Raw genomic sequence first — 17,263 nt, 5'->3', positions numbered from 1 at the left:
CACGCGGAGATGCCGTCGGCCCCTCGGACCAGCGGTTCGCCGATCAGACGGCGACCAGCACCTCGGCCGGCTCCAGCGCCAGCTTCAGCACCTCGCGGACGTCCGCCACCGGGTGGACGGTGAGCCGCTCCAGCACCTCGGCCGGGACGTCGTCCAGGTCGGCCTCGTTGCGCTTGGGGATGATCACCGTGGTGACCCCGGCTCGGTCGGCGGCGAGCAGCTTCTGCTTCACCCCGCCGATCGGCAGAACCCGCCCGGTCAGCGACACCTCGCCGGTCATCGCCACGTCGGTGCGCACCTTGCGGCCGGAGAGCAGCGAGGCCAGCGCCGTGGTCATGGTGATGCCGGCGCTCGGCCCGTCCTTGGGGACGGCTCCGGCCGGGACGTGCAGGTGCACGCCGCGGTCGCGCAGCGAGGTGACCGGCAGTTCCAGCTCGGCTCCGCGCGAGCGCAGGAAGGAGAGCGCGATGTGCGCGGACTCCTTCATCACGTCGCCCAGCTGCCCGGTGAGGGTCAGCCCGGTGCCGCCGGTCTCGGCGTCGGCCAGCGAGGCCTCGATATAGAGGACGTCGCCGCCGGCGCCGGTCACCGCGAGGCCGGTGGCCACGCCGGGGACGGCGGTGCGGCGCTCGGCCGGTTCCTGGGCGGACTCCGGCACGTGGTGCGGGCGTCCGATCAGGGCGCGCAGGTCCGCGGCGCCGACCGTGGCGGGCAGCTCGCGCTCGCCCAGCTCGGCCTGTGCGGCGATCTTGCGCAGCACCCGGGCGATCGAGCGCTCCAGGGTCCGGACGCCGGCCTCGCGGGTGTACTCCCCGGCGAGCTTGCGCAGCGCGGTCTCGTCCACGCTGACCTGCTCGCCGCCGAGGCCGGCCTTCTCCAGCTGGCGCGGGAGCAGGTGGTCGCGGGCGATGACGACCTTCTCGTCCTCGGTGTAGCCGTCCAGCCGGACCAGCTCCATCCGGTCGAGCAGCGGCTCGGGGATGGCTTCCAGCACGTTGGCGGTGGCGAGGAAGACGACGTCGGAGAGGTCGAGCTCGACCTCCAGGTAGTGGTCCCGGAAGGTGTGGTTCTGCGCCGGGTCCAGCACCTCCAGCAGGGCGGCGGCCGGGTCGCCGCGGTAGTCGGAGCCGACCTTGTCGATCTCGTCGAGCAGGACGACCGGGTTCATCGAGCCGGCCTCCTTGATCGCCCGCACCAGGCGGCCGGGCAGGGCGCCGACGTAGGTGCGCCGGTGGCCGCGGATCTCGGCCTCGTCCCGGACGCCGCCGAGCGCCACCCGGACGAACTTCCGGCCCATGGCCCGGGCCACGCTCTCACCGAGCGAGGTCTTGCCGACGCCGGGCGGGCCGACCAGGGCCAGCACCGCGCCCCCTCGCCGGCCGCCGATCAGGCCGAGCCCCTGGTCGGACCGCCGCTTGCGGACGGCCAGGTACTCGACGATGCGCTCCTTCACGTCGGCCAGGCCGGCGTGGTCGGCGTCGAGCACGGCGCGGGCGCCGGCGATGTCGTACGCGTCCTCGGTGCGCTCGTTCCAGGGCAGCTCCAGGACGGTGTCCAGCCAGGTGCGGATCCAGGAGCCCTCGGGGGACTGGTCGGACGCGCGCTCCAGCTTGTCGACCTCCTTGAGCGCGGCCTCGCGGACCTTCTCGGGCAGGTCGGCGGCCTCGACCCGGGCGCGGTAGTCGCCCTCCTCGTCGGCCGCTTCGCCGTTCAGCTCGGCCAGCTCCTTGCGGACGGCGTCCAGCTGGCGGCGGAGCAGGAACTCCTTCTGCTGCTTGGCCACGCCCTCCTCGACGTCCTTGCGGATGGTGTCGTTGACCTCCTCCTCGGCGAGGTGGTCGCGCAGCAGGGTCAGCGCGTACTCCAGGCGGGCGACCTGGTCGGCCTCCAGCAGCACCTTGAGCTTCTGCTCGGCGGTGGCGAAGGACGCGTAGCCGATGTTGTCGGCGAGTTCGCCGACGCCCTCGATCTGCGCCACCCGGTCCACGATCTGCCAGGCGCCGCGCTTGCGCAGCCACTGGGTGGACAGCGCCTTGTACTCCTTGACCAGCTCGGCGGCCCGGCCGGCCACCGGGGTGCCCACCGAGGACTCCCGGAACGGCGTGGTCTCCACCCAGAGGGCGGCGCCGGGGCCGGTGGTGCCGACGCCGATCCGGACCCGGCGCACGGCGCGCACCAGCGCGGCAGGCTGCCCGATCGTGCCCGGGCCATCGGCCAGCCGGCCGACCTGTTCCACGGTGGCCAGCGTGCCGACCGCCGCGTACGAGCCGTCCACCCGCGGGACCAGCAGGACCTGTGGCTTGGTGCCGCCGGCGGCCGCGGCCCGGGCGGCCTCGACCGCTGCGCGGACCTCGGTGTCCTTCAGGTCCAGCGGGACGACCATGCCCGGCAGGACGACCTCGTCGTCCAGCGGCAGCACGGGCAGGGTGAGCGGAGTGGACGTCGATGCCATGATCTCTCCCCAGTCAGTGAAGTTGAGTCGACCTGACTAAGGCCTGGCGGGCGCCGGATGTTCCCCGGACTTCGTTCGCCGTGAGCGAACACGATCCGGCCGGGAAGGCCCGCGGACGGGGCCGCGGGCGGGCCGTCAAAAGAACGTGAAAAGAGCGCTGAGTGATTCCTGGGAAACCCTCGGCACGCGAAGGGAGCGTCAAGCACGGAGAGCCCGGAGAAACCCGCGGAGCCCGCGGAGCCCGGAGTGGACTTCGGCGCGCGGACCTCAGCGCACGGCCCGCACGGGGGCCCCGCCGCGCGCGGGCGCGGGCACGGCGCCGCCGACCGTCGCCGCGGCCGGACGGAGCCGGGGCGGGCGCCGCTCGGTGCGGCGCAGCCAGCGCCACAGCGCCACCCCGGTGAGTACCGCCGCCGGGTGCCCCACCGCGGTGACGACGTCCTTGTCGGAGGCGATCTGCTCGGCGATCATCAGCCCGGCGCCGCCCAGCGCGAGCAGCCGCCCGCGCCAGGAGAGCAGCCCGGCCACCGCGCCCAGGCAGGCGAGCACGCCGTAGCTGACCCCGATGTCCAGGTGGTCCATCACCTCGGGCGCCATCCGCCCGGTCTCCACCGCGATGATCACCACGCCCTGGGAGAGCAGGGTGGCCGCGACGTGGCCGACCGCGAAGACCGCCGCCGCCCGGGCGGACCCGACCTTGCGCTCCAGTGGCGCGAGGGTGAACGCGAATCCCCAGAGATAGGGCATCCACACCTCGCCGGCCACCCAGAAACCACTCAGGACCAGGGCACGCAAAGGGTGCTGCAGCAGGTTGTGGCCGTCCGAGCTGGAAGCTTCCTGCAGTCGCTGCACGAGTTCCGGATCGGCGAATTTCGCGAAGGTCGTGGTGGCGCCCACGACCGCGAGGTATCCGAGCGTGAAGGGGTTGCGCCGGGGCGTGGGAACGCGGTCCAGCAGCCATTGGACGGCGCCGGCGCGCAGGCCGTGCCGGAGCATTCCGTACGGCGCTCCCGCGGGCACGCGCCCGTCGGCACCCTGCCGCAGTCCCGCCATGCCGCCTCCGCTCCACACCCGCAGCCACCGGCTCCCGCCCGGTGCCCAACGTACCGGCGCGCACCACGGATTCCGCCCGGTCGGGTGTTGTCGTGCCCACGGTACGTCGAGGTTCTGGGAGGCACCTGGGAAAAGCCGGTGAAGACCGTCGCCGCAGCGGAGTGCCGGATTCCAGGCATTGGTCCAGACCTTCTCCCGATTAACGCGTCAGTAGGGCCTCTGACCGGCGACTTGATGTCAACTCGACTGCATACGTACCGTTACGCAGTGAAAAATCGCCGGGTAAGGTATCGGCCCGTGCCCACTCGTGCAGTGGGTCCGCGGGCGGCCGGAACGGCCGGCCCACGGGCCGGAAACGTCCGGTCCACCTGCCGGAAAGCATCCGCTGTCCGTACGCTGCGAAGTGCGCGGGAGAAGTGGGCGGCCGACAAATCCGTCCTCGCCTCCCGATCACGCAACGGGACGGCGGACCCGGCACAGTCCACGACGGAACAAGACTACGAGCGGAGCCCCGCCATCCCCACAGGTGGCCGGCCCGCAGCCCTGGGGGCGGTGGCGTGACCGTGACAGAAATTCAGCAGGACAACCACACCGGCGGCACGGTGAGCAGCCAACGCAGAGTGCTGGTGGTGGAGGACGAGCCGACGATCGCCGAGTCGATCGCGGCCCGACTGGGTGCGGAGGGCTTCAAGGTCGCCGTGGCCCACGACGGCCCCGGCGCGGTCGACGGCTTCCACACCTGGCAGCCGGACCTTGTCGTCCTCGACATCATGCTGCCCGGCTTCGACGGCCTGGAGGTGTGCCGCCGGATCCAGGCCCAACGCCCGGTCCCGGTACTGATGCTGACCGCGCGCGACGACGAGACGGACCTGCTGGTCGGCCTCGGCGTCGGTGCGGACGACTACATGACCAAGCCGTTCTCGATGCGCGAACTGGCCGCCCGGGTCAACGTGCTGCTGCGCCGCGTCGAGCGCGCCCAGCAGGCCGCCCGGACACCCGCGCTCGGCAGCCTGCGCTTCGGTGAACTGGAGATCGACCACGTGCAGCGCCGGGTCCGGCTGGCCTCGGGCGACGTCCACCTGACGCCGACCGAGTTCGACCTGCTCGCCTGCCTGGCCGCCCAGCCGCGCGCGGTGCTCACCCGCGAGCAGCTGCTGGCCGAGGTCTGGGACTGGACCGACGCGTCCGGCACCCGCACCGTGGACAGCCACGTCAAGGCACTGCGCCGGAAGATCGGCGCCAGCTGGATCCGCACCGTGCACGGTGTCGGGTACGCACTGGAGGCCCCGCTCTCCTGACGGCGAGCCTCGGGCGACGGGCCACCGGGGGGCCCGTGTCCCGATCGACGCCGTGCCACCACGCGGGGGACACACGCGGGACCACAGGGACCAATGACCTTTCCACAGCAACGCAACGGGGAATCCGACGGCGCGCGGCCGCAGCCGCTGGCCGTCCGTGCCGCCCGCCGGGTCTGGGCCGACATCCGGCCGCTCGACCCGGTCCGCTCGATCAAGGGCAAACTCGCCCTGCTCGTGATCGTCTCCGTGTTCCTGGCCACCGGGATGGTGGTCGTGGCGATCAGGTCCGAGACCCAGATCCGGATCATCATGGTCTTCTCCATGATCGCCTCGCTGCTCTTCATGCAGTTCCTCGCGCACGGGCTGACCGCCCCCCTGCGCGAGATGACGGACGCCGCCCGCGCGATGGCCTCCGGCGACTACAGCCGCCGGGTCGAGGTGAGCTCGCGCGACGAGATCGGCGAACTGGCGGCCGCCTTCAACGGGATGGCCGCCGACCTGGAGGCCGCCGACCAGCACCGCCGCGAGCTGGTCGCCAACGTCTCGCACGAGCTGCGCACGCCGATCGCCGCGCTGCGCGCCGTCCTGGAGAACGTGGTCGACGGCGTCGTCCAGCCCAATCCGGCGACCCTGGGGGCCGCGCTGGAGCAGACCGAGCGGCTCGGCCGCCTGGTCACCCACCTGCTCGACCTCTCCAAGATCGACGGCGGCGTGGTCGACCTGGACGCCCGCCCCTTCGAGGTGCGCGAGTTCCTGGACGGCGTGCTGCGCGGGGTCACCGTGGACGGCGCGACGGCGGGCGGGGCCTTCTCCCGGCGCGGGGACGTCCGGCTGGCCCTGGAGGTCAGTCCGGCCGGCCTGACCGGCGTGGCGGACCCGGAACGGCTCCACCAGGTGGTCGCCAACCTGGTCGACAACGCCTGCAAGCACTCGCCGCCCGGCGGCACCGTGACGGTGCGCGCGCGCCCCGGCGGCGAGGACGGCGCCCTGCTGCTGGAGGTCCAGGACGAGGGCCCGGGCATCCCCCTGGCCGACCGCACCCGGGTCTTCGAGCGGTTCAGCCGCAGCGGCACCGCGACCGCGTCCGGAGCGGGCGCGGACGGCGGCACCGGCCTGGGCCTGGCCATCGCCCGCTGGGCGGTGGAGCTGCACGGCGGACGGATCGCGGTGGCCGAGTCGCCGAGCGGCTGCCGGATCGAGGTCCGCCTGCCCGGGCAGCGTCAGGACGACGGCCGGGACATTTGTCACAGATCCGACACAGACGCATACGAAGATCGTTAGAGGATTTCCGCAGGTCTTTGTCCGGTTTCATCCGGATATAGACGCAGTTCGGGGCCGATCGCTTCCCTGCAGATACGGCTTTCTAACGCACTTTTTCAGCCAAAGTGCAGGTCAGGACTGTGATCTGGACGACGCCTGGCCCCCGGGGACTGCGCGATCACCGGTCAGGGGCGTAGCCTTAATCCCCGCTGTCCAAACATCCCAAAAGGAAGCGGAAGAGGGCGGTTGCCGCCGTGTCGCCACAGTCCCCTGAAACCCCCAACAGCTCGGCTAGCTCCACAGGCTTCGGCCCCAATGAGTGGCTCGTCGACGAGATCTACCAGCAGTACCTCCAGGACCCGAACTCGGTCGACCGAGCCTGGTGGGACTTTTTCGCCGACTACAAGCCCGGTACCGAGGTGACCCCAGTGACCCAGGCCGCGACCCAGGCCGGCCCCACGCCGACCCCTGCCGCTGCCCCCGCGCCCGCCGCCGCTGCTCCGGCCGCGACCGCCCCCGCCGCACCGGCCGCCCAGGCCGCTCCGGCGCCGGCTGCCGCCCCGCTCGCCGCCGCGCCCGCCGCGCCCCCGGCTCCGAAGGCCGCCGCCCCGGCCGCGGCCGCGCCCGCCGCCACCGCCGGACCCGAACTGGTCCAGCTGCGCGGCCCGGCGAAGGCCGTCGCCACCAACATGGACGCCTCGCTGGAGGTGCCGACCGCCACCTCGGTCCGCGCCGTGCCGGCGAAGCTGTTGATCGACAACCGCATCGTCATCAACAACCACCTGCAGCGCGCCCGCGGTGGCAAGGTCTCCTTCACCCACCTGATCGGTTACGCCCTGGTCCAGGCCATCAAGGCCGCCCCGGGCATGAACCACAGCTACAAGGTGGAGGACGGCAAGGCCTTCCTGGTCAAGCCGGAGCACGTCAACCTCGGCCTGGCCATCGACCTGGTCAAGCCGAACGGCGACCGCCAGCTCGTCGTCGCGGCCATCAAGAAGGCCGAGACGCTCGACTTCTTCGGCTTCTGGCAGGCCTACGAGGACATCGTCCGCCGGGCCCGCGCCAACAAGCTGACCATGGACGACTTCACCGGCGTCACGGTCTCGCTGACCAACCCCGGCGGCATCGGCACCGTGCACTCCGTGCCGCGCCTGATGCAGAACCAGGGCACCATCGTCGGCGTCGGCGCCATGGAGTACCCGGCCGAGTTCCAGGGCTCCGCCCCGGAGACCCTGTCCCGCCTGGGCGTCTCCAAGATCATGACGCTGACCTCGACCTACGACCACCGCGTCATCCAGGGCGCGGCGTCCGGCGAGTTCCTGCGCGAGATCCACCGTCTGCTGCTCGGCGAGAACGGCTTCTACGACGAGATCTTCGAGTCGCTGCGGATCCCGTACGAGCCGGTCCGCTGGGCCACCGACGTCGCCACCACCCACGACGACGAGGTCAACAAGACCGCGCGCGTCATGGAGCTGATCCACTCCTACCGGGTCCGCGGTCACCTGATGGCCGACACCGACCCGCTGGAGTACAAGCAGCGCAAGCACCCCGACCTGGACGTCACCACGCACGGCCTCACCCTGTGGGACCTGGAGCGCGAGTTCGCGGTCGGCGGCTTCGGCGGCCAGAAGATGATGAAGCTCCGCGACATCCTCGGCCTGCTGCGCAACACGTACTGCCGCACGGTCGGCATCGAGTACATGCACATCCAGGACCCGAAGCAGCGCAAGTGGCTGCAGGACCGCCTGGAGAAGCCGTACTCGAAGCCCGAGCGCGAGGAGCAGCTGCGGATCCTGCGCCGGCTGAACTCGGCCGAGGCGTTCGAGACCTTCCTGCAGACCAAGTACGTCGGGCAGAAGCGCTTCTCGCTGGAGGGCGGTGAGTCGCTGATCGCGCTGCTGGACGCGACCATCGACGCCGCCGCCGAGCACCGCATCGACGAGGCCGTCATCGGGATGGCCCACCGCGGCCGCCTGAACGTGCTGGCCAACATCGTCGGCAAGCCGTACGGCAAGATCTTCGGCGAGTTCGAGGGCAACCTCGACCCGAAGTCGATGCACGGCTCCGGCGACGTCAAGTACCACCTGGGCGCCGAGGGCACCTTCACCGGCCTGGACGGCGAGACCATCAAGGTCTCGCTCGCCGCGAACCCCTCCCACCTGGAGGCCGTGGACCCGGTCGTCGAGGGCATCGCCCGCGCCAAGCAGGACATCCTGGACCAGGGCGGCACCACCTTCCCGGTGCTGCCGATCCAGATCCACGGCGACGCGGCCTTCGCCGGCCAGGGCGTCGTCGCGGAGACCCTGAACATGTCGCAGCTGCGCGGCTACCGCACCGGCGGCACCGTGCACGTCGTGGTGAACAACCAGGTCGGCTTCACCGCCGCCCCGGCGTCCTCGCGCTCCTCGATGTACTGCACCGACGTGGCCCGCATGATCGAGGCCCCGATCTTCCACGTGAACGGCGACGACCCGGAGGCCGTGGTCCGCGTCGCGCGGCTCGCCTTCGAGTTCCGCCAGGAGTTCCACAAGGACGTGGTGATCGACCTCATCTGCTACCGCCGCCGCGGTCACAACGAGGCCGACAACCCGTCGTTCACCCAGCCGCTGATGTACGACCTGATCGACAAGAAGCGCTCGGTGCGCAAGCTGTACACCGAGGGCCTGATCGGTCGCGGCGACATCACCATGGAAGAGGCGGAGCAGGCGCTCCAGGACTTCCAGGGCCAGCTGGAGAAGGTCTTCGCCGAGGTCCGCGACGCGGCCCAGGCGCCGGCCGACGCCACCGCCGGCAAGCCGGTCGCCGACTTCCCGGTCTCCATCCAGACCGGCATCTCCCAGGAGATGGTCAAGCGGATCGCCGCCTCCCAGGTCAACCACCCGGACTGGCTGACGGTCCACCCGCGTCTGCTGCCGCAGCTGCAGCGCCGCGCCGGCTCGGTCGAGGACAACACCATCGACTGGGCGATGGGCGAGACCCTCGCCATCGGCTCGCTGCTCATGGAGGGCCACCCGGTCCGCCTGGCCGGCCAGGACAGCCGCCGTGGCACCTTCGGCCAGCGGCACGCCGTCCTGATCGACCGCAAGACCGGCGAGGACTACACCCCGCTGCAGTACCTCACCGAGGACCAGGCCCGCTACACCGTCTACGACAGCCTGCTGTCGGAGTACGCGGCCATGGGCTTCGAGTACGGCTACTCGCTGACCCGCCCGAACGCGCTGGTCATGTGGGAGGCGCAGTTCGGCGACTTCGTCAACGGCGCGCAGACCATGGTGGACGAGTACATCGCCTCCGCCGAGCAGAAGTGGGGCCAGCACTCCGGCGTCACCCTGCTGCTGCCGCACGGCTACGAGGGCCAGGGCCCGGACCACTCGTCCGCCCGCCCGGAGCGCTTCCTGCAGATGTGCGCGCAGGACAACATGACGGTCGCCATGCCGACCCTGCCGTCGAACTACTTCCACCTGCTGCGCTGGCAGGCGCACAACCCGCACCACAAGCCGCTGGTCGTCTTCACCCCGAAGTCGATGCTGCGTCTGAAGGCCGCGGCGAGTGCGACCGAGGAGTTCCTGTCCGGCTCGTTCCGCCCGGTCATCGGCGACACCACCGTCGACCCGGCGCAGGTCCGCAAGGTGGTCATCACCGCCGGCAAGTTCTACTACGACCTGGAGGCGGCCCGCACCGAGCGCGGCGTCACCGACACCGCGATCGTCCGGGTCGAGCGGCTCTACCCGCTGCCGGTGGCCGAGCTCCAGGAGGAGCTGGCCCGCTACGGCGACAACGTCCAGTTCGTCTGGGCGCAGGAGGAGCCGGACAACCAGGGTGCCTGGCCGTTCATCGCGATGAACCTGGTCGACCACCTGCAGGTCGCCATCGGCCGCAGCGCCGGCGGCTCCCGCCTGCGCCGCGTCGCCCGCACGACGGCCTCGTCCCCGGCGGTCGGCTCGGCCAAGCGGCACATCGCCGAGCAGCAGGCGCTGATCGAAGAGGTCTTCTCGCTCTGACGCCCTGAGGCTCCGGTGCCCTGACGCACCGAAACGACGCGGCCCCCACTCTCCCACCCGGGAGAGCGGGGGCCGCGTCGTTTCGGGGAGAACCGTTTCACCGCCGGGCCATGCCAAGGTCCCAGCTCTGCAACCAAACCAGAGCCCCGGTGCACGGGATCCTGACGGATCGATAGGTTATGCCTCGCCAGTAGGACGCCGGACGCCCGTCATCGCGCCCCGCCGACTCGGCCGTACCGCCTCACCGCTCTCCCAGGGGGATCACCACATGACCGCCGACACGCCTCGGGACGCCGAAAAGCTCCCGCCGGTCTTCCAGCCGCTCCTCCCGGACGACCCCAAGGAGGTCGGCGGCTACCGGCTGTTCGCCCGGCTCGGCGCCGGCGGCATGGGCCGGGTCTACCTGTCGTACACCCCGGGCGGGCGCCCGGTCGCGCTCAAGGTGGTGCGCCCGGAGTTCGCCGAGGACGGCGAGTTCCGCCGCCGCTTCGCCCAGGAGGTCAGCAACGCCCAGCGGATCCACGGGCTCTACACCGCGCAGGTGATCGACTCCGGCGGCCTGGACTCCGACGCCCCCTGGCTGGTCACCGCGTACGTCCCCGGCCCGTCCCTGCAGCAGGTGGTGCGCGAGCACGGCGCGCTGCCGGTACGCACCGTCCTGCTGCTGATGGGCGGCATCGCCGAGGCCCTGCAGGCGATCCACAGCGTCGAGGTGGTCCACCGCGACCTCAAGCCCGCCAACGTGCTGGTCGCCGGCGACGGCCCGCGGGTCATCGACTTCGGCATCGCCCGGGCCGCCGACGCCACCGCGCTGACCGGCACCGGCTACCGGATCGGCTCCCCCGCCTTCATGTCCCCCGAGCAGGCCCAGGGCCGCCCGGTCAGCCCGGCCACCGACGTCTTCGCGCTCGGCGCCCTTGCCGCGTACGTGGCCGGCGGCACCGCGCCGTTCGGCGACGGCCCGGACACCGCGGTGCTCTACCGGGTGGTGCACGAGGAGGCCGACCTGTCGGCCGTCCCCGCGGACCTGCGCGAACTGATCCAGCGCTGCCTGGCGAAGAGCCCGGAGGACCGCCCGAAGCCCGCCGAGATCATCCAGGTCGCCCGCAACCACCCGGAGGTCGGCGGCCAGCTGCGGTTCGGCGACGACTGGCTGCCGCGCCAGGTCAACACCGAGATCACCCGCCGCTCGGACCTGCCCAAGACTCCCCCGACCCCGCTGCCGGCCGCGCCCGCCACCCCGCCGACGCCGGTGCCCGCGATGCCCGCCGCCCCGGCCACTCCCCCGCCGCCGCCCGTCGCGCCGACCCACCCGGCCACCGTCCCGATCCACCCGGCGAACGCCGCGCACCCGCCGCAGCAGCCCGCGACGCCCCCGACGGGCTTCGCGCCGCCGCCGCTCGGCTCGTACGGCGCCCCGCAGCCGCCCACCGAGTCGCCGACCGCCCCGGTGCTGACCTCGCCGCCGACCGTCCACCTGCAGCCGGAGCCGCCGTCCTTCGACACCCCGCCGCCCGGCCCGGTGGTGACCGCCGACCCGGCGCCCGAGCCGGAGCCCAAGCGCAAGGGCGGGGTGTCCTGGAAGGTGCTGCTCACCGTCGCCCTGGTGATGGCGGTCGGCGGCACCGCGGGCGGCGTGGTGCTCATGAAGAAGCTGGACGACGGCAAGAAGAAGGACACCAGCAGCAGCCAGTCCAGCCAGACCAGCCAGTCCGGCCCGAAGCCGGCGCCCAGCCAGAGCGACGGCACCTCCCCCAGCCCGAGCAGCACGTTCACCAACTCGCCGGTGACGGCCGCGCCCTCGAAGTCCGCCCCGGGCACCGTCTCGGCCCCCGCCCGGCCGAACGGCTACTCCCTGATGCTGGACAAGAAGTCGCTGGCGATCCCCGGGGCCGACTACTCCTCCGACTCCTACCGGATCGACCTGGACGCGGGCACCGTGGTGCCGCGCTCCAACGACATCAAGTGGGGCCTGGGCGTGGTCAACGCCGGCGGCGGCAGCGGCAGCAAGGCCAACTCCTTCACCAGCTACGGCGACAACAAGTCGGACTTCGCGGTGATCACCGAGCTGTCCGTCACCGCCGAGCAGTGCGCGGCCGCGATCGACTCCCGGCCGGACACCGACCTCTCGTACAACCGGGTGGCACCCGGCCGCCTGCTCTGCGTCCGCGACCGGGTCACCCACAACATCGCCATCGCGGCGATCGAACAGGCCGACCCGACCACCGGGGCCGCCAAGGTCACCGTCAGCACCTGGCGGGCCAGCTGACCGGTCTATCCTGACCAGGTCAATCCCCATCGGACCGGAGCGAACCGTGTACTTCACCGACCGAGGCATCGAGGAGCTGGCGAACCGGCGCGGCGAGGAGGAGGTCACCTTCGAGTGGCTGGCCGAGCGCCTGCGCGAGTTCGTCGACCTCAACCCGGACTTCGAGATCCCGGTCGAGCGGCTGGCCACCTGGCTGGCCCGGCTCGACGACGAGGACGACGAGTGACCCGGTGACGGCCGTCGAGAGGCCCGGGAGGCAACCGCCTCCCGGGCCTCTCGCGTGTCTCCGGGCGGTCTTCGCGGGTGTCCTCCCCCGGTGTCCCGTAGGGGAAGCCTCGGGGGCGGTTCGGGGTCGGGATCGGGGTCCGGCACACTTGACTCTCCCGGCACGCGATATATCGTCTTTTGCAGGGAACGCGATACATCGCGATCGGCAACGGGAGGCGGCAGAGATGAGCCAGTGGACGATCGAGGGGCCGGGCCGGACCACCTTCGACGAGGAGGTCCGCGCGCTGCACGTACGGATCATCGAGGGCACGGTGAACGTGGTGGCCGCCGAGGGCCCCGCCCGTCTGGAGGTCACCGAGCTGGAGGGTGACCCGCTGCACGTGACCGTGGTGGACGGCGTCCTGACGGTCACCTACAAGGACATCAACAGCTGGGGCGAGTTCGGCGACTGGCTCAAGTCGGTCGGCTCGGTCAAGAGCTTCTTCGGCACCCTCAAGCGCAAGCGGGTCGCCGGCATCACCCTGACCGTCCCGGCCGACGCCGACGTCAAGGTCGGCACCGTCTCCGCCGACGCCACCGTCTCCGGCATCGCCGGGCACGTCTCGGTGCAGAGCGCCAACGGTGACACCACGCTGGTCGGGCTGACCGGCCGCACCGACGCCAACACCGTCACCGGCGACATCGACGCCCAGGCGGTCGGCGGCCGGCTCCGGGTCAACAGCGTCTCCGGGCAGCTCACCGTGGTCGCCGGCACCGCCGACCGGATCCACGCCAACGCCGTCACCGGCGCCGTCACCCTGGACCTCGACGTCGACGGCGAGGCCGACGTCAAGGTCACCACCGTCAGCGGCCCGGTCGTGCTCCGGATCCCCTCCCGCACCGACGCCAGGGTCGAGGCCGGCTCCACCAGCGGCGACATCTCCAGCAGCTTCGAGCAGCTCAAGCTGAGCGGCAGCTGGGGCGCCAAGAAGCTGTCCGGCCAGCTCGGCGAGGGCCGCGGCAGCGTCAACGTCACCACCGTCTCCGGCGCGGTCACCGTGCTGAGCCGCCCCGAGCCCGAGGACGAGGGCCCGGCGAAGGAGCTTCCGGCCGCCCCCGGCAAGCCCGACCTCACCAAGGAGGCATGAGATGACCCCCGTGTTCGGCCACGGCCGGCTCCGGCTCTACCTGCTGAAGCTGCTGGACGAAGCCCCGCGGCACGGCTACGAGGTGATCCGCCTGCTGGAGGAGCGGTTCCAGGGCCTGTACGCCCCCTCGGCCGGGACGGTCTACCCGCGGCTGGCCAAGCTGGAACAGGAGGGCCTGGTCAGCCACAGCACCGAGGGCGGCCGCAAGGTCTACCGGCTCACCGACGCCGGTCGCGCCGAACTCGAAGCCCGGCAGACCGAGTTGGAAGAGCTGGAGCTGGAGATCCGGGACTCCGTGGCGCAGCTCGCCGGGGCGATCCGCGAGGACGTCCGGGACAGCGCCAAGGACCTGCGCGAGGAGCTGTGGAAGGCCGCCAAGCAGGCGCCCCGGCCGGACCGCGCCGAGAGCCCGGGCGACCCGTGGGCCGGCCCCTGGGGCGACAACGAGTCCTGGCAGCGCGCCAAGGAGGAGTTCGCCCAGTTCAAGCGGCACGCCAAGGAGCAGGCCAAGCGCGCCCGGGAGCAGGAGAAGGCCGCCAAGGCCAAGGCGAAGGCCGCCGAGGAGGAGGCCCGCCGGCTGCGCGAGCAGGCCAAGGCCTCACGCACCGCCGCGCAGCAGGAGGCGCTGCGGATCAAGCGCCGGGTCGAGCAGCAGGTGCGCGAGCACGCCGCGAAGGGCGACTGGCCGACCGGGCTGGCCGAGGGCCTGGCCGAGCTGACCAAGGGCCTGTCCGGCCTGGCCGACGCGGCCCGCTGGGGCCACCCGTCGGACGGGCCCGCCCCGTCGGACGAACGGATCTCCGTGACCCGGATCGACCTGGACAAGGACGCCCCGGACACGGACGAGCGCACCGCCCCGGCCGACCTGCCCTCGTGGGCGCGCACCGACCCGGCCGAGGACCCGGCCCGCGAGCTGGAGCGGCTGCTCGACCGCTTCCGCGACCAGGTCCGCGACGCGGCCCGGGACGGCGGGGTGAGCACGGACAAGCTCGCCGAGGCGCGCTCGGTGCTGGGCGCCGCGGGCGAGCGGCTGAAGCGGCTGCTCGGCTGACGGCCGCAACGGCCGGCGTGCGAAGGATCCGGGCCCGGTGCTCCCGCGAGGAGCACCGGGCTCCTCGCGTCAGGGGTTGAGGACGATCTTGCCGAAGACATCGCCCTTGGCAAGCCGGGCGAAGCCGTCCCTGGCCTCGCTCAGCGGCAGCACCGAGTCGATCACCGGGCGGACGCCGGTGGTGGCGCAGAGCGCGAGCAGCCCGGCCAGCTCCTCCTTGGTGCCCATGGTCGAGCCGACCACCTTGAGCTCCAGGAAGAAGATCCGGTTCAGCTCGGTGGCGCTCGGGTTGGGGCCCGAGGTGGCACCCGAGATGACGATGGTGCCACCCGGGCGCAGCGACTTCACCGAGTGCGACCAGGTCGCGGCGCCGACGGTCTCCATCACCGCGTCGACCCGCGCGGGCAGCCGGGCGCCGCTCTCGAAGGCCGCGTCGGCGCCGAGTTCGACCGCCCGGCGGCGCTTGGCCTCGTCCCGGCCGGTGACCCAGACCCGCAGGCCGGCCGCCTTGCCGAGGACGATCAGCGCGGTCGCGACGCCGCCGCCCGCCCCCTGCACCAGGACGGTGTCACCGGGCTTGACCCCGGCGTTGGTGAACAGCATCCGGTAGGCCGTCAGCCAGGCGGTGGGCAGGCAGGCGGCCTCCTCGAAGCTCAGCTCGGCGGGCTTGGGCAGCAGGTTCCAGGTGGGGACGGCCACCTGCTGGGCGAAGGTGCCCTGGTAGCGCTCGGTCAGGATGGAGCGCGGCTCGGCGGGGCCCACCCCGTGGCCGGTCTGGCCGATGACCGAGTGGATGACCACCTCGTCGCCGTTCTCGTCGACGCCGGCCGCGTCGCACCCGAGGATCATCGGCAGCTTCTCGGCGGGCAGGCCGACCCCGCGCAGCGACCACAGGTCGTGGTGGTTGAGGCTGGCGGCCTTGACCGTGACCACGCTCCACCCGGGGCGGGCCTGCGGCTCGGGGCGCTCGCCCAACTCCAGTCCGCTGAGCGGGTCGTCGGCATCGATACGTGCGGCGTAGGCAGCAAACATGATCCGGACGATAGCGGCGACGGCCGGGGCCGGGAACCACGCGTAGGTGTGACGCGTGTCCCTGCTGTCACTCCCCCCGCTCGCCTCCGGGGCGCTCGGATCCGCTGCCGACGCTCGTCGCTCCGGCACTCGTTCCTCGCTTGTCGCTCCTCGCTTTCGGCAGCGGCGCGCCCTTCGGCTCGGGGGGGCCGGCCCGGGGGCGCGGGGGAGCGGCCGTCGTGGCGGGCACGCTCCCCCGGGCACCGGTTCAGATCCGGGCGACGCCCTCCGCCCGGGCGGCCTCGGCGACGGCCTTGGTGACCGCCGGCGCGACCCGCTCGTCGAACGGCGAGGGGATGACCTTCTGCGGCGTCAGCTCGTCGGCGACCACGCCGGCCAGCGCCTTGGCGGCGGCCAGCTTCATGCCCTCGGTGATCCGGCTGGCCCGGACCTGGAGGGCGCCGGCGAAGATGCCGGGGAAGGCCAGCACGTTGTTGATCTGGTTCGGGAAGTCGCTGCGGCCGGTGGCCACGACCGCCGCGTACTTGTGCGCGACCTCGGGGTGGATCTCCGGGTTGGGGTTGGCCATCGCGAAGACGAACGCGCCCTCGGCCATGGTGGCGACGACCTCCTCAGGCACGGTGCCGCCGGAGACGCCGATGAACACGTCGGCGCCGGCCAGCGCGTCGGCCAGCGAGCCCTTGAGGCCGGTGCGGTTGGTCCGCGCGGCGATCTCGGCCTTGACGTCGGTGAGGTCGCCGCGGCCCTCGTACACCACGCCCTTGCGGTCGCAGACCGCCACGTCGCCGATGCCGGCCGCCGCCAGCATCTTGGCGATGGCGATGCCGGCCGCGCCGGCGCCGGAGATGACGGCCCGCAGCGAGCCGATCTCGCGGCCGGTCACCTTGGCCGCGTTCCACAGGGCGGCGGTGGTGACGATCGCGGTGCCGTGCTGGTCGTCGTGGAAGACCGGGATGTCCAGGGCCTCCTGGAGCCGGCGCTCGATCTCGAAGCAGCGGGGGGCGGAGATGTCCTCCAGGTTGACGCCGCCGAAGGAGGGCGCCAGCCGGACCACGGTCTCGACGATCTCGTCGACCCCGGTGCAGGCGAGCGCGATCGGCACCGCGTCCACGCCGCCGAACTGCTTGAACAGGATGGCCTTGCCTTCCATCACGGGCAGCGAGGCCTGCGGGCCGATGTCGCCGAGGCCCAGCACCGCGGTGCCGTCGGTGACCACCGCGACGGTGTTGGCCTTCCAGGTGTAGTCGTTGACCAGCTCCGGCTGCTCGGCGATGGCCGTGCAGACGCGGGCGACACCGGGGGTGTAGGCGAGGGACAGGTCGTCCGCGTCGCGCACCGGGACGGTCGCCCGGATCTCCATCTTGCCGCCGCGGTGGAGCGCGAAAACCGCGTCGACCGGATCGTCGGTGTCCTGGGTGCTGCTGATGATCTCCGCTGCCACGATGACCTCTTCGTCATTGTTCTGGCGAGGACGCGTGACCGACGGGCAGGG

Annotated in this window: 11 protein-coding genes; 7 read left to right on the top strand and 4 right to left on the bottom strand. The window is 72.2% G+C overall.

The features are described 5' to 3' along the window. Nucleotides 1-43 precede the first annotated feature (43 nt). Together lon and ACZ52J_RS10980 are read right to left on the bottom strand one after the other, a co-directional pair. Nucleotides 44-2,452: an endopeptidase La gene (lon, locus tag ACZ52J_RS10985; protein ID WP_465617592.1), complete on the bottom strand. Its 2,409-nt coding sequence runs from the start codon at nt 2,450-2,452 to the stop codon at nt 44-46. Between the two features lie 267 nt (nt 2,453-2,719). After that, entirely contained in the window at nt 2,720-3,505 is a 786-nt protein-coding gene (locus ACZ52J_RS10980) for a rhomboid-like protein (RefSeq protein WP_465617590.1), read from the bottom strand. 563 nt (nt 3,506-4,068) lie between these two features. On the opposite strand from ACZ52J_RS10980, the gene ACZ52J_RS10975 reads away from it, so the two are divergent. From ACZ52J_RS10975 to ACZ52J_RS10945, 7 genes are all read left to right on the top strand, one after another. Continuing rightward, complete coding sequence (locus ACZ52J_RS10975) at nt 4,069-4,803, top strand: response regulator transcription factor (protein ID WP_360498557.1); 735 nt, start codon at nt 4,069-4,071, stop codon at nt 4,801-4,803. Between the two features lie 93 nt (nt 4,804-4,896). Beyond that, nucleotides 4,897-6,084: a sensor histidine kinase gene (locus ACZ52J_RS10970; protein ID WP_360498556.1), complete on the top strand. Its 1,188-nt coding sequence runs from the start codon at nt 4,897-4,899 to the stop codon at nt 6,082-6,084. Between the two features lie 233 nt (nt 6,085-6,317). Further along, nucleotides 6,318-10,064: a multifunctional oxoglutarate decarboxylase/oxoglutarate dehydrogenase thiamine pyrophosphate-binding subunit/dihydrolipoyllysine-residue succinyltransferase subunit gene (locus ACZ52J_RS10965; protein WP_465617588.1), complete on the top strand. Its 3,747-nt coding sequence runs from the start codon at nt 6,318-6,320 to the stop codon at nt 10,062-10,064. Between the two features lie 268 nt (nt 10,065-10,332). Beyond that, on the top strand, nt 10,333-12,333 hold the full coding sequence (locus ACZ52J_RS10960) for a serine/threonine-protein kinase (RefSeq protein ID WP_360510026.1): 2,001 nt from the start codon (nt 10,333-10,335) through the stop codon (nt 12,331-12,333). Between the two features lie 46 nt (nt 12,334-12,379). After that, nucleotides 12,380-12,559 (top strand): DUF6104 family protein, encoded by a 180-nt coding sequence (locus tag ACZ52J_RS10955; protein ID WP_360253909.1) that lies wholly within the window; start codon nt 12,380-12,382, stop codon nt 12,557-12,559. A 226-nt stretch (nt 12,560-12,785) separates the two neighbouring features. Beyond that, a complete protein-coding gene (locus tag ACZ52J_RS10950) occupies nt 12,786-13,688 on the top strand; it encodes a DUF4097 family beta strand repeat-containing protein (RefSeq protein ID WP_465617585.1) in 903 nt (300 codons plus the stop codon). 1 nt (nt 13,689) lies between these two features. After that, the gene (locus ACZ52J_RS10945; RefSeq protein ID WP_465617583.1) at nt 13,690-14,739 is read left to right on the top strand and encodes a PadR family transcriptional regulator; all 1,050 of its coding nucleotides are present in this window, start codon (nt 13,690-13,692) and stop codon (nt 14,737-14,739) included. A 69-nt stretch (nt 14,740-14,808) separates the two neighbouring features. Here ACZ52J_RS10945 and ACZ52J_RS10940 read toward each other — a convergent pair whose 3' ends face one another. Beyond that, a complete protein-coding gene (locus ACZ52J_RS10940) occupies nt 14,809-15,771 on the bottom strand; it encodes a zinc-binding dehydrogenase (RefSeq protein WP_465617581.1) in 963 nt (320 codons plus the stop codon). 247 nt (nt 15,772-16,018) lie between these two features. Further along, nucleotides 16,019-17,212 (bottom strand): NAD(P)-dependent malic enzyme, encoded by a 1,194-nt coding sequence (locus ACZ52J_RS10935; protein WP_360510030.1) that lies wholly within the window; start codon nt 17,210-17,212, stop codon nt 16,019-16,021. Nucleotides 17,213-17,263: the final 51 nt, after the last annotated feature.

The organism is Kitasatospora sp. NPDC034035 (genome assembly GCF_055575755.1).
Note: the sequence above shows the minus strand (reverse complement) of the source record. Positions and strands in the feature narration are given on the sequence as shown.

Excerpts from the sequence above, each read along its gene's own strand:
- lon (WP_465617592.1), bottom strand. The coding sequence starts at position 2,452 with ATGGCATCGACGTCCACTCCGCTCACCCTGCCCGTGCTGCCGCTGGAC.
- ACZ52J_RS10940 (WP_465617581.1), bottom strand. The coding sequence starts at position 15,771 with ATGTTTGCTGCCTACGCCGCACGTATCGATGCCGACGACCCGCTCAGC.
- ACZ52J_RS10980 (WP_465617590.1), bottom strand. The coding sequence starts at position 3,505 with ATGGCGGGACTGCGGCAGGGTGCCGACGGGCGCGTGCCCGCGGGAGCG.
- ACZ52J_RS10950 (WP_465617585.1), top strand. The coding sequence starts at position 12,786 with ATGAGCCAGTGGACGATCGAGGGGCCGGGCCGGACCACCTTCGACGAG.
- ACZ52J_RS10960 (WP_360510026.1), top strand. The coding sequence starts at position 10,333 with ATGACCGCCGACACGCCTCGGGACGCCGAAAAGCTCCCGCCGGTCTTC.
- ACZ52J_RS10970 (WP_360498556.1), top strand. The coding sequence starts at position 4,897 with ATGACCTTTCCACAGCAACGCAACGGGGAATCCGACGGCGCGCGGCCG.
- ACZ52J_RS10945 (WP_465617583.1), top strand. The coding sequence starts at position 13,690 with ATGACCCCCGTGTTCGGCCACGGCCGGCTCCGGCTCTACCTGCTGAAG.